Origin of the sequence: unidentified bacterial endosymbiont (assembly GCF_918797525.1) — a bacterium.
Classification (GTDB): domain Bacteria; phylum Pseudomonadota; class Gammaproteobacteria; order Enterobacterales; family Enterobacteriaceae; genus Enterobacter.
Genome location: NZ_OU963893.1, coordinates 1931646 through 1955304, shown reverse-complemented (window position 1 = coordinate 1955304; position 23659 = coordinate 1931646). Strand labels below are relative to the sequence as shown.

17 protein-coding genes, 2 pseudogenes and 1 riboswitch are annotated in these 23659 nt (G+C 54.8%); of the genes and pseudogenes, 6 read left to right on the top strand and 13 right to left on the bottom strand.

The window, feature by feature from the left end; genetic code table 11:
* Positions 1-132 precede the first annotated feature (132 nt).
* The 5 genes from phoH to putP form a co-directional block, all read right to left on the bottom strand.
* Complete coding sequence (gene phoH / locus NL510_RS09300) at positions 133-921, bottom strand: phosphate starvation-inducible protein PhoH (protein WP_253384831.1); 789 nt, start codon at positions 919-921, stop codon at positions 133-135.
* 498 nt (positions 922-1419) lie between these two features.
* Entirely contained in the window at positions 1420-2691 is a 1272-nt protein-coding gene (gene efeB, locus NL510_RS09295) for an iron uptake transporter deferrochelatase/peroxidase subunit (protein ID WP_253383971.1), read from the bottom strand.
* Between the two features lie 5 nt (positions 2692-2696).
* Positions 2697-3818, bottom strand: coding sequence for an iron uptake system protein EfeO (gene efeO / locus NL510_RS09290; protein WP_253383970.1), 1122 nt, complete (start codon positions 3816-3818; stop codon positions 2697-2699).
* 40 nt (positions 3819-3858) lie between these two features.
* The gene (efeU, locus tag NL510_RS09285; protein ID WP_253383969.1) at positions 3859-4692 is read right to left on the bottom strand and encodes an iron uptake transporter permease EfeU; all 834 of its coding nucleotides are present in this window, start codon (positions 4690-4692) and stop codon (positions 3859-3861) included.
* Positions 4693-4924: 232 nt separating this feature from the next.
* Positions 4925-6433, bottom strand: a complete 1509-nt coding sequence (gene putP / locus NL510_RS09280; RefSeq protein WP_253383968.1) for a sodium/proline symporter PutP — start codon at positions 6431-6433, stop codon at positions 4925-4927.
* A gap of 423 nt (positions 6434-6856) precedes the next feature.
* Between putP and putA the strand changes: the two genes are divergently transcribed.
* Positions 6857-10819 (top strand): trifunctional transcriptional regulator/proline dehydrogenase/L-glutamate gamma-semialdehyde dehydrogenase, encoded by a 3963-nt coding sequence (putA, locus tag NL510_RS09275; RefSeq protein ID WP_253383967.1) that lies wholly within the window; start codon positions 6857-6859, stop codon positions 10817-10819.
* A gap of 49 nt (positions 10820-10868) precedes the next feature.
* The gene (locus NL510_RS09270; RefSeq protein WP_253383966.1) at positions 10869-11264 is read left to right on the top strand and encodes a lysozyme inhibitor LprI family protein; all 396 of its coding nucleotides are present in this window, start codon (positions 10869-10871) and stop codon (positions 11262-11264) included.
* A gap of 294 nt (positions 11265-11558) precedes the next feature.
* Here the strand turns inward: NL510_RS09270 and NL510_RS09265 are convergent, their stop codons facing one another.
* On the bottom strand, positions 11559-11729 hold the full coding sequence (locus NL510_RS09265; RefSeq protein WP_137848914.1) for a con-10 family general stress protein: 171 nt from the start codon (positions 11727-11729) through the stop codon (positions 11559-11561).
* 393 nt (positions 11730-12122) lie between these two features.
* Here NL510_RS09265 and wrbA point away from each other — a divergent pair, with 393 nt between their 5' ends.
* The gene (gene wrbA / locus NL510_RS09260; protein ID WP_253383965.1) at positions 12123-12719 is read left to right on the top strand and encodes an NAD(P)H:quinone oxidoreductase; all 597 of its coding nucleotides are present in this window, start codon (positions 12123-12125) and stop codon (positions 12717-12719) included.
* A 20-nt stretch (positions 12720-12739) separates the two neighbouring features.
* Positions 12740-12967, top strand: a complete 228-nt coding sequence (locus NL510_RS09255; RefSeq protein WP_253383964.1) for a YccJ family protein — start codon at positions 12740-12742, stop codon at positions 12965-12967.
* A gap of 71 nt (positions 12968-13038) precedes the next feature.
* Here the strand turns inward: NL510_RS09255 and NL510_RS09250 are convergent.
* The 6 genes and pseudogenes from NL510_RS09250 to NL510_RS09225 all read right to left on the bottom strand — a co-directional run.
* A pseudogene (locus tag NL510_RS09250) lies at positions 13039-13176 on the bottom strand (bifunctional glucose-1-phosphatase/inositol phosphatase); the annotation flags it as partial.
* A gap of 135 nt (positions 13177-13311) precedes the next feature.
* Complete coding sequence (locus NL510_RS09245) at positions 13312-13815, bottom strand: DedA family protein (RefSeq protein ID WP_253383963.1); 504 nt, start codon at positions 13813-13815, stop codon at positions 13312-13314.
* A gap of 64 nt (positions 13816-13879) precedes the next feature.
* Complete coding sequence (locus NL510_RS09240) at positions 13880-15886, bottom strand: fimbria/pilus outer membrane usher protein (RefSeq protein ID WP_436299128.1); 2007 nt, start codon at positions 15884-15886, stop codon at positions 13880-13882.
* Positions 15887-16104: 218 nt separating this feature from the next.
* Entirely contained in the window at positions 16105-16539 is a 435-nt protein-coding gene (locus NL510_RS09235; protein ID WP_253383962.1) for a DUF1090 domain-containing protein, read from the bottom strand.
* A 122-nt stretch (positions 16540-16661) separates the two neighbouring features.
* Positions 16662-19811 carry an ATP-binding protein gene (locus tag NL510_RS09230; RefSeq protein ID WP_253383961.1) on the bottom strand — a complete coding sequence of 1050 codons (3150 nt, stop codon included), beginning with the start codon at positions 19809-19811 and terminating at the stop codon, positions 16662-16664.
* Entirely contained in the window at positions 19798-20433 is a 636-nt protein-coding gene (locus tag NL510_RS09225) for a response regulator transcription factor (protein ID WP_253383960.1), read from the bottom strand. Before NL510_RS09225 ends, NL510_RS09230 begins: the two co-directional genes overlap by 14 nt.
* 255 nt (positions 20434-20688) lie before the next feature.
* A riboswitch (M-box (ykoK) riboswitch) is annotated at positions 20689-20858 on the top strand.
* Positions 20859-20918: 60 nt separating this feature from the next.
* Between NL510_RS09225 and NL510_RS09220 the strand changes: the two genes are divergently transcribed.
* Both NL510_RS09220 and NL510_RS22790 read left to right on the top strand, forming a co-directional pair.
* Positions 20919-21920 (top strand): magnesium transporter, encoded by a 1002-nt coding sequence (locus NL510_RS09220; RefSeq protein ID WP_253383959.1) that lies wholly within the window; start codon positions 20919-20921, stop codon positions 21918-21920.
* Positions 21921-21927: 7 nt separating this feature from the next.
* A pseudogene (locus NL510_RS22790) lies at positions 21928-22083 on the top strand (carbohydrate porin); the annotation flags it as partial.
* Here NL510_RS22790 and NL510_RS09215 read toward each other — a convergent pair.
* On the bottom strand, positions 22070-23416 hold the full coding sequence (locus NL510_RS09215) for a B12-binding domain-containing radical SAM protein (protein WP_253383958.1): 1347 nt from the start codon (positions 23414-23416) through the stop codon (positions 22070-22072). The pseudogene NL510_RS22790 and the gene NL510_RS09215 overlap by 14 nt on opposite strands.
* Positions 23417-23659 lie beyond the last annotated feature (243 nt).

Genomic DNA, 23659 nt, shown 5'->3' with positions numbered 1-23659 from the left:
TTAAGAAAGAGCTCGCATGAAAATGCGGGCTTTTTTTTCGCCTGTTACTTGTCAGCAATACGATCGGGGCGAGGGAAGCGTAAGCCTCTAAAACAAAGCCCGGCTTCCCGGGCCTTGAATACAACAGCAAACTCAGTAGTACGCTTGCAGCGCGCGCTGGCACAGCGCTGAGCGCACGCAGTCATCTTTAGTGAAGCGAACCACGCCAATCATCTCATCTTCTTCAAAACGTGACATCGCGTCGCTCAAGCCGGATTTTACGCCGGATGGCAGGTCACACTGGGTAATATCGCCATTAACGATAACCGTCACATTTTCCCCGAGGCGCGTTAAAAACATCTTCATTTGCGCAGCGGTCACATTTTGAGCCTCGTCAAGAATGACGACCGCATTTTCAAATGTACGTCCGCGCATATAGGCGAACGGCGCGATTTCCACCTTACCAATCTCTGGTCGCAGGCAGTACTGCATGAAAGATGCCCCCAGGCGCTTGACCAGCACGTCATAAACAGGCCTGAAGTAGGGAGCAAATTTCTCTGAAATGTCTCCGGGCAAGAAGCCGAGATCTTCATCAGCTTGCAGTACCGGACGGGTAACGATAATTCTCTCCACGTCCTTATGGATCAGCGCCTCCGCAGCTTTGGCTGCGCTGATCCACGTTTTCCCGCATCCGGCTTCACCGGTCGCAAAGATAAGCTGTTTACTCTCGATAGCATTCAGGTAGTGCGCCTGAGCTTCATTGCGCGCGGCAACTGGAGAAGTGTCACGGCAGTCCCGCGCCATGCCAATTGCTTCTACGCCACTCATCTGCACAAGCGAGGTGACCGATTCTTCTTCACGTTGCTTGTGGCTACGCGAATCCCGTCTCAGCACACGTTTTGCTTCGCGACGAGCTTTGATCACTGCTTTTTGTCTTCCCATGGATAGCACCTTGAGTTGTTGGTATTCATCACACGTGCCAGCATCGGCACGATTATGCGCACGAACATCAGAGGGTTGGCTTCCTTTTAAGCCATTACTTGCTATTGGTCTTGACGCAACAGAACGGCTACGCGCACCATTTTGCACGTCGGTAGAAAGAGGTTCTGAAGAGGAGGAGGATACGTGAGTGGTGAAGAAATCGCTGCCGGAGTCAGAGCCTCCGCGCCGGGTGTTGCGGTTGTTTTGTTTACCTTGTCCACTACAGGACGCAACCATTCGCGATCTCCATTGTGATTAACATCACTGCCGGGTACTACCGCTGTCTTATCTTAAGTACATCAGGGATTATCATAAATGCAACATTTATTTTACCCATACGCAACTTTTAAGACTTCACCTGCAGTGGATTCAGTCTAATACAGTAATATTACAGATATATTATAAGAAAAGAGTCATATAAAAAAATAATGTCCCCGCGAACTGTCGCAGGGGCAATGTTCACGCCTCCAGCAGACCCTGAGCAAGATATGCGCCTTGATCGCGCGGACCAGGCGGCGCAAAGAAATAACCGCCGCCGATGGGTTTAATATACTCCTCCAGCGCCTCTCCGTTTAACCGCTTTTGTACGGTCAGGAAGCCCTTCTCCAGATCGTGCTGATAGCAGACAAACAGCAATCCCATATCCAGTTGACCCGAGTGGGTCACGCCCAGAGAATAACTGTAGCCGCGGCGCATCATCAGGCTCGACTGTGTCTCTTTGGTACGCGGGTTGGCGAGGCGAATATGGCTGTCCAGAGCAATAACCTCGCCATTCGGATCGCGGGCGTAGTCCGGAACATCTCGCTCGTGCGTCATGCCAAGCGGTGCGCCACTCAGCTTGTCGCGCCCAAAGATCGTCTGCTGCTCTTTAAGCGGTGTACGATCCCAGAACTCAACGTGGAACTGAACGATCCGCACCGCCTGGTAGCTGCCTCCAACCGCCCACGCTGGCTCGCCCTGGTTTGCGCTCACCCACACCACGTCGTTCATTAACGCTCTATCGCTGCTATCGGGATTAGCCGTACCATCCTTAAAGCCCAGCAGATTAACCGGCGTCTCTTTACCCTGACTGCGGGCAGCGTGATCGGAGATAAACCCTTCCCGCTTCCAGCGCACGCTCAGCAGATCCGGCGTGTGCTTAATAATATCGCGCAGAGCGTGGATCACCGTATCCTGGATGTTAGCACAAATTTGCAGCAGCACGTCACCATGGCACAGGCTTGCATCGAGAGAATCATTCGGAAAGCGCGTCATTTTTTGCAGTGCTTTTGGCTTCTGTTTTGCCAGCCCGTAACGCCCATCAAACAGCGACGCCCCCAGTGAAACGGTGATGGTCAGGTTATCTGGCGCAATAAACGCCCCAAGAATACCGGAGTCCATCGGCGGCAGACGCGTATTGGGCGTGTCCGGCGCCGGACCGCCCGCGGTAAGAAAGGCAATGCGCGTGGTTAACAAGCGGAACAGACGTTCCAGACTGGCTTTATCACTTGCCAGCGAATCAAAGGCCACCAGCATCATGGAGGCCTGCTGCGGCGTCAGAATGCCCGACTGGTGCTCAGCATAAAACGGCTGCGTCTGCATGCGAGCACCCGGCGACAGCGTGCCTGGTGCACTTTGCGGTTTTGCCGCATGCGCCACCGGACACCCACTGGCGAGGGCCAGTGCCCCTACCCCTTTTAATAATCGACGTCGTGAAGGTTCAGCAACGTGGTCATCATCATGCTTGTTCATCGTGCTCAGTCCAGACCCAGAACGCCACGCAGCTTCGCCAGATCTTCTGCCAGCGTCGTAATAGGGCCTTTGAGCGCATTACGATCGCCATCGGTCAGTTTATCGTAGGTTTCGAAACCCTCTTTGGTGCGGTATTTTGCCAGAATAGCGTCAACTTTTTTGAAGTTGGCATCCACTTTGACCAGCAGCTCGCTATCCTCTTTTTGCAGCTGAGGACGCAGCAAATCAACAATTTTCTGCGCGCCGTCGACGTTGGCCTGGAAGTCCCACAGGTCGGTATGGCTGTAACGGTCTTCTTCACCGCTAATTTTGCTGGCGGCAACTTCTTCAATCAGCCCCGCCGCACCGCCCACCACTTTTGACGGCGGGAAGGCCAGCTCGCTAATGCGTTTTTGCAGCTCCAGCACGTCAGAATTCAGTTGCTCAGCATATTTATCCATTCCTTTGGTGGTGTTATCGCCAAACAGCGCTTTTTCCAGACGGTGGAAACCGGTGAATTTCGGGTCGGCGGCTTTTTGCTCGTAATCATCTTCCCGGGCATCGATGCTGCCATCAAGGTCTGAGAACAGTTCGGCAATCGGCTCGATACGCTCGTAGTGCTGGCGGGTCGGCGCATACAGAGATTTCGCTTTTGCGATATCGTCGGCTTTCACCGCAGCGGTAAAGGCTTGAGTTCCGGCGACCAGCTCGGCCGTCTCCTGGATGACATAGTCTTGATAGGCGGTGATGGCGTCACCCAGGCTCAGTAATGCGGTACCGGCGTCTGGCGTCGCTCCACCTTTGACGATCAGCTTACCTTTCGGGTTAGTCAGCAGCCCACAGGACATGTCATAGTCGCCCGGTTGCAGGTTGACGGTCATTTTCTGGCTAAAGCCAGGGGCGATATTTTCACGTTCTTCCACCACCATCACACCTTTCAGGATCTCCCATTCCAGGGCTTTCTGGCTGTGGTTCTGAATAATAAACTGGGTTTTACCGCTGTTGACCGTGAGGGTCATCGGCTCACACTGTTTATCATTTACGGTCACGTTAACCTGTGGAATATCCGCAGCCTGCGCGGCATATGCAGAAGCGAACAGCGCGGCAATGCCTGCGCACAGTGCACTACGACGGAACTGAATTGCCATAAGCCTTCCCGTTAAAATTATGTTGTAACTAAATAGCCTATTACCGCGCCACGCGCGACGTCTGAGAACCGGTACGCGGCGGCATAGCGAACAGCACCAGCGCCGGAACCAGATACATAAAATAGATCGCCACTTCGCTGACGCTCGGGGTTTCCTGGTAGCCGAAAATGCCTTCCAGCAAGGTACCTGCCAGCGAGTGGGTCGAAAGCACGTTGCTAAGATCGAACGCCACGTTCTGAAAGTGATCCCACAGGCCCGCTTCGTGGAAGGCGCGTATCGCTCCCGCCGCCAGCCCTGCCGCCACCAGTAAAATGAAAAGGCTGGTCCATTTAAAGAACGCCCCGAGATTAAGACGAATACCGCCCCAGTAAAGCAGAAAGCCCAGCACCACGGCCGTGGCCAGCCCCAGCATCGCGCCGATGGGTGGCCAGATCCCCACATCCTGCTGGAACGCCGCCAGCAGGAAAAAAACCGATTCCAGCCCTTCGCGCGCGACGGCGAAAAAGACCATCAGAATAAGCGCCCAACCATGGTTATTGCCCTTCTTCAGGGCGCTATCCACCGCCTGCTCAAGCTGCACCTTCACGTTGCGGGACAGGTTACGCATCCAGAACACCATCCAGGTCAGGATAATTACCGCGATAACGGCCACGATACCTTCAAACAGTTCCTGCTCCTTCTGGGGGAATTCGCCGGTAGTTTCATTGATCAGAATACCCAGCCCCAGGCACAGGGCCGCAGCGAGGAATACCCCAATCCACATCACGCCAATCCAGCGCCCGCGCTGGGTTCGCTTCAGATAACTGGCGATAAGGCTGACAATAAGCGCTGCTTCAAGCCCTTCACGCAACATAATGAGAAATGGAACAAACATGCCGATACCTCAAATGTTAGTCACGGTCAATTGATGCAAAGAAAGGTAAATTATTGTGATAGTGATTATCATTACGGAAAAAAGAAAAACAAGCGAAATGTGGGATGTTTTAATGACGAGATGTAAACGTATCGCGGGGTAATAGTGACGTGGATTATCGTTGTAGCGGTTAGCGATAATACTCACGGCGGGCGATCCCCCCGTGAGTATTGAAAACTGAAGGGAGGGGTGTTTATTGCGCCTGCAGTTTAGACGGCGGAGCAGAATGATAATGCGCATCCGCTTCAGCAAAGCGTTGCTGCATCGAGGGTGACGGGGCTTTACCCAGCAGGCTGAACACCACAATTCCAACGCTAGCGAAGATAAAGCCTGGAATGATTTCGTACAGACCCAGCCACGCGTACTGCTTCCAGATGATAACGGTGATGGCACCGATAATCATCCCCGCCAGCGCGCCGTTACGGGTCATACGCGACCACAGCACGGAGAAGAGCACCACCGGGCCAAACGCGGCGCCAAAGCCAGCCCATGCATAGCTCACCAGGCCCAACACGCGGTTCTCCGGGTTGGCGGCCAGCGCAATGGAGACTAACGCCACCAGCAGCACCATAAAACGCCCGACCCATACCAGCTCGTGCTGGCTCGCCCCTTTACGCAGGAAGGCTTTATACAAATCTTCGGTGATCGCACTGGAACACACCAGCAGTTGGCAGCTCAGGGTGGACATCACCGCTGCCAGAATAGCAGACAACAGGATACCGGCAATCCACGGGTTGAACAGGATCTGCGCCAGCTCAATGAACACCCGCTCGGCGTTCTGGTTCACCGCGCCCGCCTGGGCAGGGTTATTGTTAAAATACGCGATACCGAAGAAGCCCACCGCACACGCCCCTGCCAGACAGAGGATCATCCACGTCATACTGATACGCCGCGCATGCACGATGGTATGGTGGGAATCCGCCGCCATAAACCGCGCCAGAATATGCGGCTGACCAAAGTAGCCCAGCCCCCAGCCCATCAGCGACACGATAGCAACAAAATTCAGCCCTTTGAGCATATCCACGTTTTCGATGCTCTTTTGCTTAATCACTTCCAGCGAATCGGCAAAGCCGCCGACGGTGAAAATCACAATCACCGGGGTCAGGATCAGGGCGAAAATCATCAGGCTCGCCTGTACGGTGTCGGTCCAGCTAACCGCCAGGAAACCGCCCACAAAGGTATAGAGGATGGTTGCCGCAGCCCCGGCCCACAGCGCTGTTTCGTAGCTCATGCCGAAGGTGCTTTCGAACAGCCGCGCACCGGCCACAATGCCGGAAGCACAATAGATGGTGAAGAACAGTAAAATCACCACCGCAGAGATAATGCGCAGAATGCGGCTGTTATCTTCAAAGCGTCCGGTGAAATAATCCGGCAGCGTCAGGGCGTTGTTATTGGCTTCGGTATGCACGCGCAGACGGCCTGCCACCAGCTTCCAGTTGATCCACGCGCCAACGGTCAGGCCAATGGCTATCCAGCTTTCGGAAATACCGGAGATAAAAATCGCGCCCGGCAGACCCATCAGTAACCACCCGCTCATATCGGATGCGCCCGCAGAGAGTGCGGTGACCATTGGGCCTAAGCTTCGGCCGCCAAGAATATAGTCGTCAAAGTTTTTCGTTGAGCGCCATGCCAAAAAGCCTATCAGGATCATGCCAAAAATATAGACGAGAAATGTCACCAGCATCGGTGTGCTAATTGCCATTTAAATTCTCCAAAAGTGTCGAGCGACAACCGTCCGGGTTGCCTTGTTATATGATCACCGGAACGTAGTGATGTATGTAAGTGTTTGCGTTGGGCGCGCTATCCTGGCGTATACGCCTTCCCGTGACAAACGATTTAACACTGCATTTACATCAAATTCATCCCTGCTTTTATATGTATTTCCTATAGGTTGCACTCGCTCACGCTTTTGCGGGTTGCACCTTTTAAAAGTGTTAAGCTTTGCATAAAAAAAGGCTACAGATGCAGAGGCGGGGCAATTTTTCCAGCCAACCAACCTTTAACAATCCATTCATTTATCAGCCTGCAAGGCAGGTCACAATTAACAAGGTTGCACAAAGTTGCAACATGGTGGATATTTCACGCTAACGACCGAATACCATTAAAGAACAACAGGAGTTAAGGCATGGGGATGACCACCATGGGGGTTAAGCTGGATGACGCCACACGCGAAAGAATTAAGACTGCCGCGACCCGCATTGACCGCACACCACACTGGTTAATCAAGCAGGCGATTTTTAACTATCTGGAGAGGCTGGAGAGCGAGGAGGGTCTGCCAGAGCTGCCTGCCCTGCTCTCCGGCGCAGCCAATGAGAGCGACGACACAGCCAGCGCGGTGGAAGAGACCCCTCAGCCATTCCTCGAGTTCGCCGAGCAGATCCTGCCGCAGTCCGTCAGCCGTGCCGCTATTACCGGCGCATACCGCCGCAGTGAAACGGATGCGGTGCCGATGCTGCTTGAGCAGGCGCGTCTGCCGCAAGCCATTGCCGTGCAGGCGCATAGCCTGGCGTATCAACTGGCGGAAAAACTGCGTAAACAGAAAAACGCCTCCGGACGCGCCGGGATGGTACAGGGTCTGCTGCAGGAGTTCTCTCTCTCTTCTCAGGAAGGCGTGGCCCTGATGTGTCTGGCGGAAGCCCTGCTGCGTATTCCGGACAAAGCCACCCGCGACGCGCTGATCCGCGATAAAATCAGCAACGGCAACTGGCAGTCGCACATTGGCCGCAGCCCATCGCTGTTCGTCAACGCCGCCACATGGGGGCTGCTGTTTACCGGCAGACTGGTTTCAACCCACAACGAAGCCAACCTTTCCCGCTCGCTGAACCGCATTATCGGTAAAAGCGGCGAGCCGCTGATCCGCAAAGGCGTGGACATGGCGATGCGCCTGATGGGCGAACAGTTCGTCACCGGTGAAACCATTGCCGAAGCGCTGGCCAACGCCCGCAAGCTGGAAGATAAAGGTTTCCGCTACTCTTACGACATGCTGGGCGAAGCGGCCCTCACCGCCGCCGACGCGCAGGCCTATATGGTCTCTTATCAACAGGCGATCCACGCCATCGGTAAAGCCTCGAACGGCCGCGGGATTTATGAAGGCCCGGGCATCTCAATTAAGTTGTCCGCCCTGCACCCGCGCTACAGCCGCGCGCAGTATGACCGCGTGATGGACGAGCTGTATCCACGCCTGAAATCTCTGACCCTGCTGGCCCGCCAGTATGACATTGGCATCAACATCGATGCCGAAGAGGCAGACCGACTGGAGATCTCCCTCGACCTGCTGGAAAAACTGTGCTTTGAGCCGGAGCTGGCAGGCTGGAACGGAATTGGCTTTGTGATTCAGGCCTACCAGAAACGCTGTCCGTTCGTGATTGATTATCTGATTGACCTCGCAAGCCGTAGCCGCCGCCGTCTGATGATCCGTCTGGTGAAAGGCGCTTACTGGGACAGCGAAATCAAACGCGCGCAGATGGACGGCCTGGAAGGGTATCCGGTTTATACCCGCAAGGTTTACACCGACGTCTCGTATCTTGCCTGTGCAAAGAAACTGCTCGGCGTACCAAACCTGATTTATCCCCAGTTCGCCACCCACAACGCCCATACCCTGGCGGCGATTTACAGCCTCGCCGGGCAGAACTACTATCCAGGTCAGTACGAATTCCAGTGCCTGCACGGGATGGGTGAACCCTTGTACGAGCAGGTCACCGGTAAAGTGGCGGACGGTAAGCTGAACCGTCCGTGTCGTATTTATGCCCCGGTCGGGACGCACGAAACGCTGCTGGCGTACCTGGTGCGTCGTCTGCTGGAAAACGGGGCCAATACCTCCTTTGTTAACCGTATCGCGGATACCACCCTGCCGCTTGACGAACTGGTCGCCGACCCGGTGCAGGCCGTTGAGAAAATGGCGGCGCAGGAAGGTCAACTGGGCCTGCCGCATCCGAAGATTGCCCTGCCGCGCGAGCTGTATGGCAAAGGGCGTATCAACTCCGCCGGTCTGGATCTGGCTAACGAGCACCGCCTGGCCTCCCTCTCCTCTGCTCTGCTGAACAGCGCGTTACAGAAATGGCAGGCTAAACCGATCCTCGAACACGCGGTGGCTGAAGGTGAAATGCAGCCGGTCCTCAACCCGGCAGAGCCAAAAGATATTGTGGGCTACGTGCGTGAAGCCACCGACGCGGAAGTGGAACTGGCCCTGGATAACGCGGTGAACAATGCGCCAATCTGGTTCGCCACCCCGCCTCAGGAGCGTGCCGCCATTCTCGAGCGGGCTGCGGTACTGATGGAAGATCAGATGCAGCAGCTTATCGGCATCCTGGTGCGCGAAGCCGGTAAAACCTTCAGCAACGCCATCGCGGAAGTGCGCGAAGCGGTCGACTTCCTGCGCTATTACGCCGGGCAGGTGCGCGATGATTTCGACAACGAAACTCACCGTCCGCTCGGCCCTGTGGTCTGCATCAGCCCGTGGAACTTCCCCCTGGCGATCTTTAGTGGCCAGATTGCCGCCGCGCTTGCCGCAGGCAACAGCGTGCTGGCAAAACCGGCAGAACAGACGCCGCTGATTGCCGCCCAGGGGATTAACATCCTGCTGGAAGCCGGCGTGCCTGCAGGCGTTGTCCAGCTGTTGCCAGGCCGGGGGGAAACTGTCGGCGCCAGACTGACGTCTGATGAACGCGTGCGCGGCGTGATGTTTACCGGCTCCACCGACGTGGCGATGCTGCTGCAACGTAACCTCGCATCGCGCCTGGATGCCCAGGGCCGTCCCACTCCGCTGGTGGCTGAAACCGGCGGCATGAATGCCATGATTGTCGACTCCTCGGCGCTCACCGAGCAGGTGGTGATCGACGTACTGGCCTCGGCGTTCGACAGTGCCGGACAGCGTTGCTCCGCCCTACGCGTGCTGTGTCTGCAGGACGACGTGGCTGACCACACGCTGAAGATGCTGCGCGGCGCTATGGCCGAGTGCCGTATGGGTAACCCGGGCCGTCTCACCACCGATATCGGGCCAGTGATTGATGCAGAAGCTAAAGCGAACATTGAAAACCACATTCAGACCCTGCGCGCCAAAGGTCGCCCGGTGTTCCAGGCGGTGCGTGATAACAGCGAAGATACCCGCGAATGGCAGAGCGGTACCTTCGTACCGCCAACGCTGATTGAGCTGGCACGCTTCGACGAGCTGAAAAAAGAGGTCTTCGGTCCGATCCTGCACGTGGTGCGCTACAACCGTAACAACTTGCATGAACTGATCGAGCAGATCAACGCCTCCGGCTATGGCCTGACGCTCGGCGTGCACACCCGCATCGACGAGACCATCGCCCAGGTCATCGGCAGCGCCAAAGTGGGCAACCTGTACGTGAACCGCAATATGGTCGGCGCCGTGGTGGGCGTGCAGCCGTTTGGCGGTGAATGTCTCTCCGGTACGGGTCCGAAGGCGGGTGGCCCGCTCTATCTGTACCGTCTGCTGGCTAACCGTCCGGAAAATGCGCTGAACGTCACGCTGGAGCGGCAGGATACGGAGTATGCGGTTGATGCACGGTTGAAAACGCTACTGACGCAGCCGCTTGAGGCGCTCATCACCTGGGCGGAAAAACGCCCGGCACTGCGCGCCCTCGCTCAACAGTATGGCGAACTGGCCCAGGCCGGTACTCAACGTCTGCTGCCGGGGCCAACCGGTGAGCGCAACACCTGGACGCTGATGCCGCGCGAACGCGTGCTGTGTGTTGCAGATAACGAACAGGACGCACTGGTTCAGCTGGCGGCCGCAGCCGCAACGGGTTGTGAAGTACTCTGGCCGGAAGATGCCCTGCACCGTGACCTGGCGCAACAGTTGCCGAATGCTGTCTCTGCCCGTATTCATTTTGCGCAGCCGGATGACCTGCTGTCTCAGCCGTTCGATGCGGTGATTTATCACGGTGATTCTGACCAACTGCGCGAACTGTGTGAGCAGGTGGCGGCACGCAGCGGGGCCATTGTCTCGGTGCAGGGCTTCGCCCGCGGCGAAACTAACCTGCTGCTGGAGCGGCTGTACGTTGAGCGCTCGCTCAGCGTCAACACGGCGGCGGCGGGCGGCAACGCCAGCCTGATGACAATAGGCTGAGGCTGTGCTAATAAGGCTCCGGAGACGGAGCTTTTTTTATGGGGAATGTATGAAATACTATCTTATCGCCGGCGCAGCACTGCTTTTCAGCGCCAACGCGCTGGCCGGAACCTGCGCCGACGCCACCACCCAGGCCGAGCTAAACACCTGCAGCGCGCAGCAGGTCCAGACTGCGGATGAAAAACTCAATCAGACCTACCAGGCCGCTGTCAAGCGTGCGCCTGCGCCGCAGCGCGTTCTGCTAAAAAAAGCGCAGCAGGCGTGGATCGCCCTGCGTGATGCTGATTGTGCCTTTATAGGCTCAGGGACCGAGAGCGGCAGCGTTCAGCCGATGATCGTCAATCAGTGCCTTGCGGAGAAAACTGTGGAGCGCGAAGCCTTCCTTGCTACGCTCATGCAGTGTGAAGAGGGCGATTTAAGCTGCCCCCTCCCGTCGGAGAATTAACGCTCGCGGATCCCTTCGATAATCATCCGCGGTACGTTTTCCAGCGTGCTCTGGAAAAACTTCAATTATCGTTTTGTCTTGAACGTTTAAGCGAAGGTCGATACGTTTTTTCGTGTCGGCATACGCCACCCTGTTACGTACGGCATTTATCCGTACCCATCGCAGGAGGAACGGGTGCTTTGTGCATTAAAAAACAACCGTGAGCGTGCGTTGCCTGACGTGAGAGGTTACTTCAGTGTTGCAGAAACAAAAATACCGCCGGGAGTCCCGGCGGCAGGGTTTCAACCCGGCGTGTTACTTGCTGCTGCCGTGGCTGTTTTTCCCCCCTTTTTTGCCAGCTTCTGATGCACGTTGAGGATCGTTTTTGAAGTTCCCCCCGCTTGACTGGCCACCTTTACGGCCTGCTTCTGATGCTCTGTCACGGTCTTCAGCGAAATTACCGGAACCACCACGATGGTTTGCCATCTCTAACCTCCAGAGTGTGAAACATTAGACATCATACTGCATTCAGTAAAAGAGAATTCTTTCACCTCGCGACGTTAATAACGGATCTTTAACTGCGCCGCGTGAAACTAAGCTTAGTGTAATAAGGGATTCCGGCAAGCATAAGGTAATATCCTGCAACATGTTCGGCGTGATATAAACGGCCGCCGCGCTGAATTATCAATAAGTCTTTCTTATCATTCCAGAAAACAAGCAACGTAAAAATGTTTCATATTGCTACAGCCTGATTAACGTTAACATTTTGTTATAAATCAAAGAAATGGCCTTAAAATTTGCAGTCTGGCTATCACGTCTTATCTTTAAAAGAGAGGCAGCGAGGCGCTGAAAGAAAACATAAACGAGGAGTGATGCAAAATGGCAAAAGTTCTGGTGCTCTATTATTCCATGTATGGACACGTTGAAACCATGGCTCACGCAGTGGCTGAAGGGGCTAACCGAGTCGATGGCGTTGAGGTTGTGGTGAAGCGCGTGCCGGAAACCATGAATGCCGAAGCGTTCCTGAAGGCGGGCGGAAAAACGCAGAATGCCCCGCAGGCCACCCCGCAGGAACTGGCAGACTACGATGCGATCATCTTCGGAACCCCCACCCGCTTCGGCAATATGTCGGGGCAAATGCGTACCTTCCTCGACCAGACCGGGGGCCTCTGGGCTTCAGGCGCATTGTACGGCAAGCTCGCCAGCGTATTCAGCTCCACCGGAACCGGCGGCGGTCAGGAGCAGACGATTACCTCAACCTGGACTACCCTTGCTCATCATGGGATGGTGATTGTGCCGATTGGCTACGGCGCACAGGAACTGTTTGATATCTCCCAGGTGCGCGGCGGGACGCCTTACGGTGCAACTACCATTGCCGGTGGCGATGGTTCGCGCCAGCCCAGCAATGAAGAGCTGGCTATTGCCCGCTTCCAGGGTGAACATGTCGCCACTCTGGCTAAAAAACTGAACGGCTAAACCCCTACAGGAGGACAAGCATGCCAACTCAAGAATCTAAAGCTCACCACGTGGGCGAATGGGCACGTTTACGCAACACCTCTCCGGAAATTGCCGAGGCTATCTTTGAAGTCGCGAAATATGACGAGAAGCTGGCGGAGAAAATCTGGGAAGAAGGCAGTGATGAAGTGCTGGTACGCGCTTTCGAAAAAACGGATAAGGACTCGCTGTTCTGGGGCGAACAAACCATCGAACGGAAGAACGTCTAACCTCCCTTCCCCCGCTGGGGAGTGAGGAACCGGCCAGGGTGGGTTAATTGCCACCCTGGCTATCCAGGCTACAGGCGCCATTGCCGATCGGTTTTGATTTCACCCCACGCGTCCCGATCGGCAGGAAAACCCTGGTAATATTACAAAGTAAACGCATCCACCAGCGAGTTACCCACCTTCAGCGGCCCGGATGCACCAGGCTCTTTTTCACCATCCCCTGCCGGGCCCACTCGCGCATATAATGCCCCATCTACACTTCAAGCACGCCCCTTTAGTGGTGAGCTGGCCGCCGGGCTCCTCCCACTCTGTATTCGCACATCCTGGCGTAGAGCGAAACCTGCATCTCAAAAGGCGCTGATGCCGGTGACAATGCCGACATAGAGTGCCGCCCACGCGCTGGCGGAAGCCAGGCTGACGGCATACACTTTCAGGGCATGGAGCCTGAGCATTCCCGCCGCCAGCGGCACGATGTAGCGCAGCACCGCCAGAAAACGCGCCGTGAATAACACCAGCACGCCGTTTTTTTGCAACTGATGTTGTACCCGCAAAAATTTATCGGCATGTTTTGTCGTCAGGCGCGTCACCAGCCGCGTATGTCCCATCAACTGGCCGATATGGTAGTTCAGCACTGACCCCGTCGTTCCCCCCATCACCACCGCAAACCACGTCAGCCCGGGATGCAGGCTCGACTGGCTGACGGTTATGCCCGTCAGCAGCATCACCGACGCGGGCGGGAGCACGGAGGAGAGAAGCACTGTCGATTTACTCAACGCTATCACAAATAGCAGTACGAATAGCTGCGCCGGATAGAGCGCAAAATGATTCAGCCAATTGTCAAACCACGCCATTCCCACACCCGGATCGTTGTCTTCACATACGGGCTATTAGAAACGAATAATCTTAAATGAGGTATCAACCGCCAGCCCCCGGCGAGGCGGTAAGCGAGTCCGGCGTAACCTTTTTTGTTTCCGATCGCATAAACCGTATATTCACAATGGCGCCGTCCGTCGGGACGGTTTCCCGTTCGCTGACATCCATATCCACGCCTTCTGGCAGGCTTAAGCTGTCCACCGTAATGCGGTTCACTCGCCACGGCGTAAGGTAACTCACCAGCAGGTCGCCATCCGCGCTGGTGGTTGAACCGAACTGATTATAAAATCCGATCCCCGCCGAGCCCGGCACCTGAACCAGCGCCGCGGTGCTGCCGAGTTTTTGCCCAAAGACCACCCCCGCCGGATAAAACAGCACACTGCCGCTGACGTCGCCATGGTAATCGCGTTGCGTACCGCTGTGGTTCATGCTGAGGTTCAGCTCCCCGCTGTTGTACTGGTAGCCCACGCGGGTGTTCAGGGCATCGTTTGCGTGTTCGGTGTGCGAGGCGGTGAGGTCATAGCGCAGGCTATAATCATCCAGCACCGAGCCGTTGACGTTGATTCCGTGCGTGTTCTTGTTCCGGTTAGCGAGACTGGAAACCCACCCGATGTTGCTGAAGTGGCGACCAATGCTAAACGGAATGCTGATGTTAATGCCGATCGTCGATTCCGGCGCAGAGTCGGCGTAGCGGTCATAGCTGCCGTACAAGGCGATATCCATCTCCTGCCAGCTGGCGTCAAGACTCAACGTGAGGCTGTTGCTGCCTGCCTCGCGGCTGCGTGATTTCAGCCAGCGCCAGGAGAGGCTCAGGCTTGAGTTTTCGTTGAAGTTTTGCGTTAACGCCACCTGGCTCTCCAGCGTTCGCCGGGTGGTGTTATCATCCCACCCCCAGGCCAGCATCGAGGCCCGGTTTAGCCGCTCTTCAAGCGAACGATACTGGCTGTCGTTGGGGTACCACAAAAGCCCGGCATTAAGGCTGGTTTCGGTGCGAGAAAATGTTTTCGCGTACCGCAGCCGCCCAACGTTGCCGCTGAGCGTTTCTCCCTGCTGGGTATAGCGCGCGTGGCGCACATCCGCTGATAAGGCTCCCCATTTACCCATATTACCGCCCATGCCCACCCCATGACTGACGTAGTTCTCGCCATGCTGCACGCCGCCAAACAGCGTGGTATGCCGAGCGATGCCCCAGGAGAACGTGCTCTGCCAGAAGCGGTCTTTATCCCTTTCCACGCCGTGATAAGGTGTGTAGCGTCCGGCCGTCAGCTCGTAGCTAAACATGTCATGCGAAACCAGGTTTGGCATGATCGAGTACGGAATCAAGCGCGTACGCTCGCTGCCGTCGCTCTCCTGAATGGTCAGTTCGAGGTTGCCCTGTGTATCAGGCGGGTTGAAATCGCGTATAACAAACGGCCCCGGCGGCACGTGGATGCGGTAGACACGCTCGCCGTTCTGGCGCAGCGTGACGTCCGCTTCGCTGCGCGCATAGCCGTTAATCAGCGGCGAATAGGGGCGCCAGCTATCCGGAAACATCGCTTCATCGCTGGCAAGCGAGACCCCCTTGTAGGCGAGGCTGTCGAACAGGTTCGGTGAGGTGTACCCGTCGCCGATGTTCAGGCGCGAACGCATGGCGGTAATACTGCGCCACACCGAGGCGGCGTTGCTGTAGGAGCCGTGTTGTTTATCGGCCTCTCGCCAGAAGGTGTTCTGGTAACGCACTCGCCACGGTCCGACGTTAAGGCCATTTTCTAACACCAGCGTTGCGTCAGTCCCCGGCGTATCCCAGCGGTACTGTCCCCGCTGATGATTAACGTCAAGCTGGTAGTTAACGAACAGAGCGTTGATGCCATCATCCCAACGGCTGGTGCTGACTCCGTTTTGCTGTGGGTTGAAAGCCTCCTGCGGGAATAATAGCGTCAGCAGGCTGGCCTCCGGGCGGTACCAGAACTGGAGTTCGAACTGATTTGCCGAGTCGCGGGTAAGGCAGCCTCTGATATCCCAGTTGAGCTTATCCAGTACCCTGGATTTTACGCCCCACTCTTCAAGCAGAGGGCGCGTCAGGCACGGGGTAGCGGCATGAATATCAAGCGATATCGCCCCTTTATAGGTGTTATTGAGAATAACCCCTGTTTTTTTCCTGTGCCAGGGCCGCCGCTGCCATTACGCCTGGCAGCATTATTCGCGTGGCATGCCGAATCAACATCCTTGCGTCAACAAACAACGCGGGGAGCCATAAGACTCCCCGCACTGAAGCTCACAACACTTGATTACTTATGCGCAGCCAGCTCGGCGCGAGCCTGACTCAGCTCTTGCTGAATGTCACGCAGGTCGGCCTGTTTTTCTGCCAGTTTTTTCTGGTATTTAGCGATCTTCTTCGCATCACCTTTTGCTTTAGCTTCAGACAAATCTGCCTGCACTTCAGCCACGTCACTGCGTTTTTCAGCCAGTTTTTTCTCCAGCTTGTTCACCTCTTTTTGCGCATCAGCCAGCACGCTTGCGTTGGTGCAGTGCGCTTTAACTTCTGCCAGCGCTTTTTTCAGGCCGTCGATTTTGTAGGTATTGCCATATTGCTGAGCAATTTTGATCTCTTTTTCCAGCGCAGCGCTTTTAGCCGCACAGGTCTCAGCGGCGTGGGCGGAAGTGGACGCGAACATACCTGCAGCAGCCACTACGGTCAGAACGGACACTAATTTTTTCATCATCTTTCTCCTTTGTTGATGGATGACATGAGCCAATGCGCATACCATCTCCTGTCGACAAAAGAGTACTGCAATGAGGATAGCCAAAACGATGCAGACGCGTCCTCATCGGTGTAGGACGCGGATTACGGGTGTAGTCCCGTATCGTGCCAACGCGTGAGGACGGCGCGAAGCTGCTCAAGCCCGTTCTCCAGCTGGCGTACTCCTGTGCTGTGCGGGGCGGCTTCCTGCTCTTCACAGGCTGCGACCAGGGCGGGAACACCCAACATCTCGATCCCGCCCCGCAGCTTGTGCAACGTCTCACGCAGGGAAGTTTCCGGCGCGTTATGCCATGCGCGCAAGCGGGTAAGGGACTCATCCAGCACAGCGATTTGCAGCGAAAGAAACAGGGTCAGGTTATCCCCTTCCAGCAGCGCCGGCGGCAGGTTACACGCCAGCGCCTGTTGCGGCTCATCGGGGGCGGGGCTGGCAGTGCTTACCGTTGCCATACTCTGCGCAAGCGTGGTGAGGGTGACCGGCTTAAACAGGCAGTCGCGCATTCCGGCTTCCCGCGCGTCTATACGCACAACGTCCCGCGCGTCAGCGGTTGCGCCAAAAATGGGGATGCCGGGATACTGTGCCTGGATAACCTGCGCCAGCTCAAAGCCGCTCATGCCGGGCATATTGCAGTCGGTTATAACCACATCAGGGCAGGCAGACGTGAGCTTGTCTAACGCCGATTTAGCACCGTCGGCGCTGATGACGTGATGGCCGAGCCAGCTAAGCTGCTGGCTTAGTAACATTCTGCCTACCGGGTTATCGTCCACGATCATCACGCGCAGGCCAGCAGGAGACTGATGCGATACAGGCTGAACAGGCGCCTCCTGTAGCCCTTCCATCACGGGCAGCATGAGGCATACCGTCACCTGCGTGCCGCGGCCTGGCTCGCTGTGTAATTTTATACTGCCTCCCATCATCCGGGTAAGCGTACGGCAGATATAGAGGCCCAGCCCGCTCCCCTGGGCGACGTTCTGGCTGCTGCCCTGCATGAAGGGCTGGAACAGCCGCCGTTGGGTCGCGCCGTCAATACCTTCGCCGGTATCTTCCACGTCAATGCGCAACAGCACATACCCGTTATCGCGCCCCTGAAGCTGCACCCGCAGGGTTATCTGGCCGCGTTGGGTGAACTTGATCGCGTTTCCGACCAGATTGACCAGAATTTGCCTGAAGCGGCTACGATCGACCAGCGCATCCTGCTGGAGATCGGCATCAAGCTCCAGCACGAATGCCAGCCCTTTTTGCCTCGCCATCCCGTCGAACAGCATCGCCGGTTCCTCAATCAGCTTACGCAGCGAGGCGCGTTCCGGGCGAAGTATCAGGCGGCCAGACTCTATGCGCGTCACATCCAGGATATTGCCAATTAAGTGCAGCAGCGCCTGGGCCGCGTCCCACGCCACCCGAACCGACTGGCGATTTTGCGGCGTATCACCCGGGCGCTGCATCACCAACTCCAGCATCCCGAGGATCGCGCTGACCGGGGTGCGGATCTCATGGCTCATGGTGGTCAGGAAGCTACTCTTTGCCCGGCTGGCGCTCAGCGCACGATTTCTGGATTGACGCTGGGCGGCGACGATCGCCATCACTCGCCGTTGGTAGCGCGCCTGGCGACGATAACCGTAGCCGGTGGCGAGGATCAGCAGCAGCCCCGCGGCCATGGCGGCAATAAGCACCGTGCTCAGCGCGACCTGCTTCTGGCCGGACGAGGCGAAGCGGTTGGCGCTACCGCCGCCACGGGTGATGGCATGGAGATCTTCCGGCGGAATATTCATCAGCGCTTTATTCAAAATGGTAACGAGCGGCCAGGACTGACGCGACGCGCCGAACGCGTATCGCATCGGATCGATGTCGATACTGCCCAGAATACGCAGCGTGGAATAGGCGTTATTTTCCAGCAGGGTGTTCGCGACAATCAACGGCATCGCCATCATTTCGCCGTCGCCGTAAAGCACCCGGTTAAGCCCGTGTCGCCAGGTATCGACTTTTACCAACTGGCCGCCGCTCTGCTTGCGCAGCCACTCTTCTGGCGACTGTCCCTCCAGGCCTAACACGCCAGGGTTCACCGCGTCCGCAAGGGGGTGCGCTCGGCCGACCATGACCCAGGAGTTATAAAGCCAGGTGCGGGTGGTCAGCAGATCCGCACGCCAGATATCCCCCTGCGCCACGCCAGCGACCAGATCCGCTTTACCCGATTTTACCGCCTTCAGGGCCGCCCGCTGAGTGGGAAAACGCTGGATCGCAAAGGTAAACCTGGTGCGAAGCTGTAACGCGGTAAGGACATCGGCAATAATGCCCCGCAGTTGGTCGTTTTCATCAAAGAAGGCCACCGGCGGGTTATCTTCGGCCACCGCCACCCGGATGCGTGGGTGCTCATCAATCCATTTATTCTCAAGCGAGGTAAAAATCGGTCGCTGCTCGCTAAGCGATAGCGGGATGCCTCCGTTCCAGCGGCGGTGGATCTCTATCGACGCGCTTTCCGGCAGCGCGGCCAGCACGCGATTAAGCACGGTTATCCAGGTTTGCATTTTCGGCAGCGCGGCAAAGGAAAACCCGGAGACGGGAAAAGGTGAGTCGAGGGGGCGGATCAGTAAATTACTGATAGCAGACTGGTTCACCAGATAGCGAGCAGTAACGCCGTCACAAAAGAAGAGATCGATTTTTCGAAACGCGAGTGCTTCGAGTGCGTGCCGTGGTGAATAAAAGGGGACGATTTGCGCCTGCGGATAGCGTTGCAGGACTTTGTGCGATGAGTAGCCCGGCGCGATGGCAATTTTTCTGACGCGGTCATCCTGAGTGGCTTCGCTATTCACTACTTCAACGGCGGTGTTAGGGCTATAGGGATGGCTCAGCAGTAGCCCCTGGCTACGCTGGTTATCGCTGGCCTGGGCAATAAAATCGGCATGACCTGCACGCAACGCGGCCAGCGCGTCGTCATAGTCTGGATAGCGAATAACCTCTATTTCGACGCCGAGGTTACTTGCTGCCAGGCCGATAAAATCGGCGTTAATGCCTCCGTAGTCGTTCAGGCCAGTGGTAATGTCATAGGGCGGCGACATTGGCAGCCAGACGGCCAGGCGGATCTTACGGTGTTCCCGCACCCAGCGCCACTCGCTGGCGCTGAGGCCAGGGTCGGCAATCGTCTCCAGACTTCTGGCGAGAAGCTTAAGCGGCTCCTGGGCCATCGCACCGTGAACGATGCACGAGATGAATAACAGCAGCAGCCCGCTAAGGATCCTCATTATCGCCCTCTTTAAACACCAGGGAGATAAGCTGGCTGAGTTCGTCGCAGCCGCATTTTTGCAGCATCCGGGCTTTATAGGTGCTGATAGTCTTGTTGCTCAGCATCAGCAGATCGGCAATCTCTTTGTTGGTCTTACCTTGCCTGAAATAGTTGAGCACGGCGATTTCGCGATCGGAAAAACGGCCTGACAGCGCTTCGTGCGCGTCGCTGTTATTACTGACGCTGGCAGCCTTGAACAGCGTCCCTTCCGGAAAACATTGATAACCGGCCATAATTAACCGACACAGCGGCTCGACGTTTTCCAGCGGCATATTTTTATTCATAAATCCCTGCGCCCCGGCCTGAAGCGTCCGCAGGGCATAAATACCTGCAGACTGGCTGGTAAAGATCAGGATGTTAAGGTGCGGATAGTGCAGCTTAATTCGCGGCAACAGGTCCAGGCCGTCCGCATGCTTTAGTTCGAGATCCAGAATCAGTAATTGCGGACGGAGTTGATGCAACTGTGCCAGCAGGTTTTCCCCGGTAGAGGTGCTGACGACCATATCACCCTGCTTTTCAAGCAGCACCTTCAGTGCAAAACAGATTGCCGGATGATCGTCCACGAGCAAAATGGAAATCATACTCCTCCCTTTCCTTTTGGCGGCCTGCAGACCCACGCCAGCCTTCCCCATCAACAGGGGCGCTATGATAGTCAACACCTGATGAGATCGATAGCGCCGGAGGGAGGATTTAGGATTATGGAAAAAGTATTTCGCACTATGGGTTAAGAGGGAAACAGAAAGGCTGCGGCAATGGCTTGTCTTCTAAACGTTTCATAAACATCTTTTAAATTCCAGAGCAGGATTTTAAAACTGGCGTATTATCCCCCACGTTTACAACGATCTCGTTATGGCGAGGCTCCTGTACAAATACACGTTATCGCTCTGGTGGGTTCGAGAGAACCGGCACAGGGTAAAACAGGCACTGTCGAATCAAGGCTTTGTCAGTATAACTTCCCTTATGGGATACGGTGTACAGTGCTGAACCCAGGACGTGGGGATCTCCTCTTCGACATGCCCTGTCTTGCTCGCCCCTGAGAGATTTTACTATTCTAAGGGAATTCACTATGTCTTACGCGATTCATAATCAAAACCCGGCATTCACTGACAGCGCCATAGCGCAATATATGAATACCGATTTTATCGTCCTCGACATTTCATTATCCGTGGCGCTGGCGCGCGAACAATTTTTCGAAAAATTAAAAGACGATGATATTCCATCGCATATATTTATTGAAGATCATGGCCGTCTGGCAGGCATGATCGCGGTGCGAAAATTATTACAATCTTCTGACACGGTGCAGCCAGTTAAGACATTAATGCTCTCTGAGTTTATCCAGGTGAAACCGGAAGATGAACGCGCCGACGTCGCCGGAGTGCTGGCCCACGGCAGTGCGGATGTCGTGCCGGTCGTGACGCACGGCAAGCTGGTCGGCTGCCTTACCGAACGCGAAATTGCGCATTTGCTGGAAGATGACGTGACCGAAGATGCACAACTGCAGGGGGCAACGCTACCGCTGGAAAAGCCTTATCTGGAAATCAGCCCGTATAGCCTGTGGAAAAAACGCTCCGTCTGGCTGCTACTGCTGTTTATTGCGGAGGCCTATACCAGTTCGGTTATTCAGCATTTTGAAGAGGCGCTGGAATCCGCCATCGCGCTGGCGTTCTTTATTCCTCTGCTGATTGGCACCGGCGGTAACAGCGGGACGCAGATTACCTCCACCCTGGTGCGCGCCATGGCGCTGGGTGAAGTGCACCTGCGCGATGTCGGGCGCGTACTGCGTAAAGAGATGACCACCTCACTGATGATTGCCGCCACGCTGGGTGTCGCCGGGTGTATCCGCGCCTGGATGATGGGGATCGGAATGGAAATTACGATTATCGTTAGCCTGACGCTCATCTGTATTACGCTGTGGAGTGCGATTGTGTCGTCGGTTATTCCGATGGTGCTCAAGCGCTGTCGCATCGATCCTGCCGTGGTTTCCGCGCCCTTTATCGCGACACTTATCGACGGTACCGGGCTGATTATCTACTTCAAAATTGCCCAGTACACGCTGGGGCTGGAGTAATTTTACCGGCACCTCGCCCCGAGGTGCCTGCAAGTTCACTGTCGCCCTGGGTCTGGCGATTGTCCCTGATGTTATGTCCCGTCCTGAACTGCGCTGCTTCGCCTCTTATCTTATAGGCCTAAAAGCAAATACAAAGCAGTTGTTGCTGGTTAATCACACCTGAAACTATAACTCCCTTGCTCAAGGTTAATTTCATTTTTGAACTGCTCAAACATATAATTTCTCGGATAGTAAGAGAATGCTTTTAAACTGAAGAATTGCTCCATTGTCATAAATTCTCTAGAAAGTTTCTTTGCTTCATTCGAGGCCTGATAAAAATTCAAAGCATCACTAAGATGGAAATTAGTCACCCCGAGAAAACTCTCCTCAGGACATACAGAAGCACCATACTGGCAAAGTTCATCAATAAATCCCTGTTTGTTGCAATCCCAGCCAAATGCGGAGACCACACCACACGAAACACCGTAAATATATTCTCTGTGTGCGTTTAACCAATTGCGTGTTTCAGCTATTGAGGAGTCATTCTCCCCGGCATAAAACATTACATTTACTTTTGTTTTGATTTTATGCTCATAACAGAGCCTTAACAGGCTCGATGCTCGTTCTAAATAATTCTCCGGTCTTGATGATTTATTCATCTTGCGTAATTGCTCCAGACTAGCACTCTCGAGCCCAAGATCTATTACGCCCATGCCAGCCTCTGCCATTAGGGGAACAATTCTTTTGGACAGGGAATCGACCCGGCATTCGGCTCGCCATAAGAAAAATTTTTGATATTTTTTTCGAACATTAATTAGCGCTTTCAACCACTCTTCTGTAGGCGAGAAAAGAGATGCTTCAAAATAAGGAGTCATAGTTCTAAGCTCATCATCTAGCAATAACTTATTATATTCTTTCAAAATCAGTTCAGGTGGCTTTAGTTGTTTTAGTGGCTCATCTTTTTCCTGGCAAAACAAACACCCCTTTCCACACCCTCTCGATACCTCAATACTTGGTTGATAATATTGACGATCGTGTAGCAATGAATAATCAAGCATTAGATAACTATAATCATTATCATCAATTATACCTGTGAGGGTCGTAACAATCTTATTTTCACCCAAGCCGGGACTTATTTCATCCACATAAGGAAGTTCAGCTTTGAGAAGATCTTCATCGCCATCAATAACCCAGCGCCCTCCAACGATTATTTTATTTTTGCTTTTTTGTTTAATTAGAAATGTGAGCTCATTTGTCCATGTTAAGGCGTAATAACTCGGTATGGATATATAAATCGGGCACTGCGTTTTTAGTAGCCCATTGACAACTACTACTTCAAAGAATTCGGCTGGCGATGTAAAGTTACCATGAAAAACAAGGGGGCTATAACCAGCATTTTTCACAACCGTGGCTAAAGAAAGAAGCCCGTAGTTAAGGTACATATTTCTTTGATTAGAAACATTTGCACCTTTCTTTGTTTTCAACTGTCCAGCAGAAATAAAAAATACAAGACTCATTTTATTTGTCTATTTTTGGAAAGATTTCTAATGATTATAAAACCGGATCCCGTCGAAATTCAAGGCGATTAATGATGTAAATGTTGATGTTAATCAACGGGAAAAGGCATAATTATTTTTTATTCGCTCATATTGCACTGTCTTTTTAGGCATGAATTATTAAATCCTCTTTTCTCTCGATAGGGGTATTTTGTAAGCTCACTATCAGATTGCAAATTGAGAGGAGCCCCCTCCGCCCAAAGG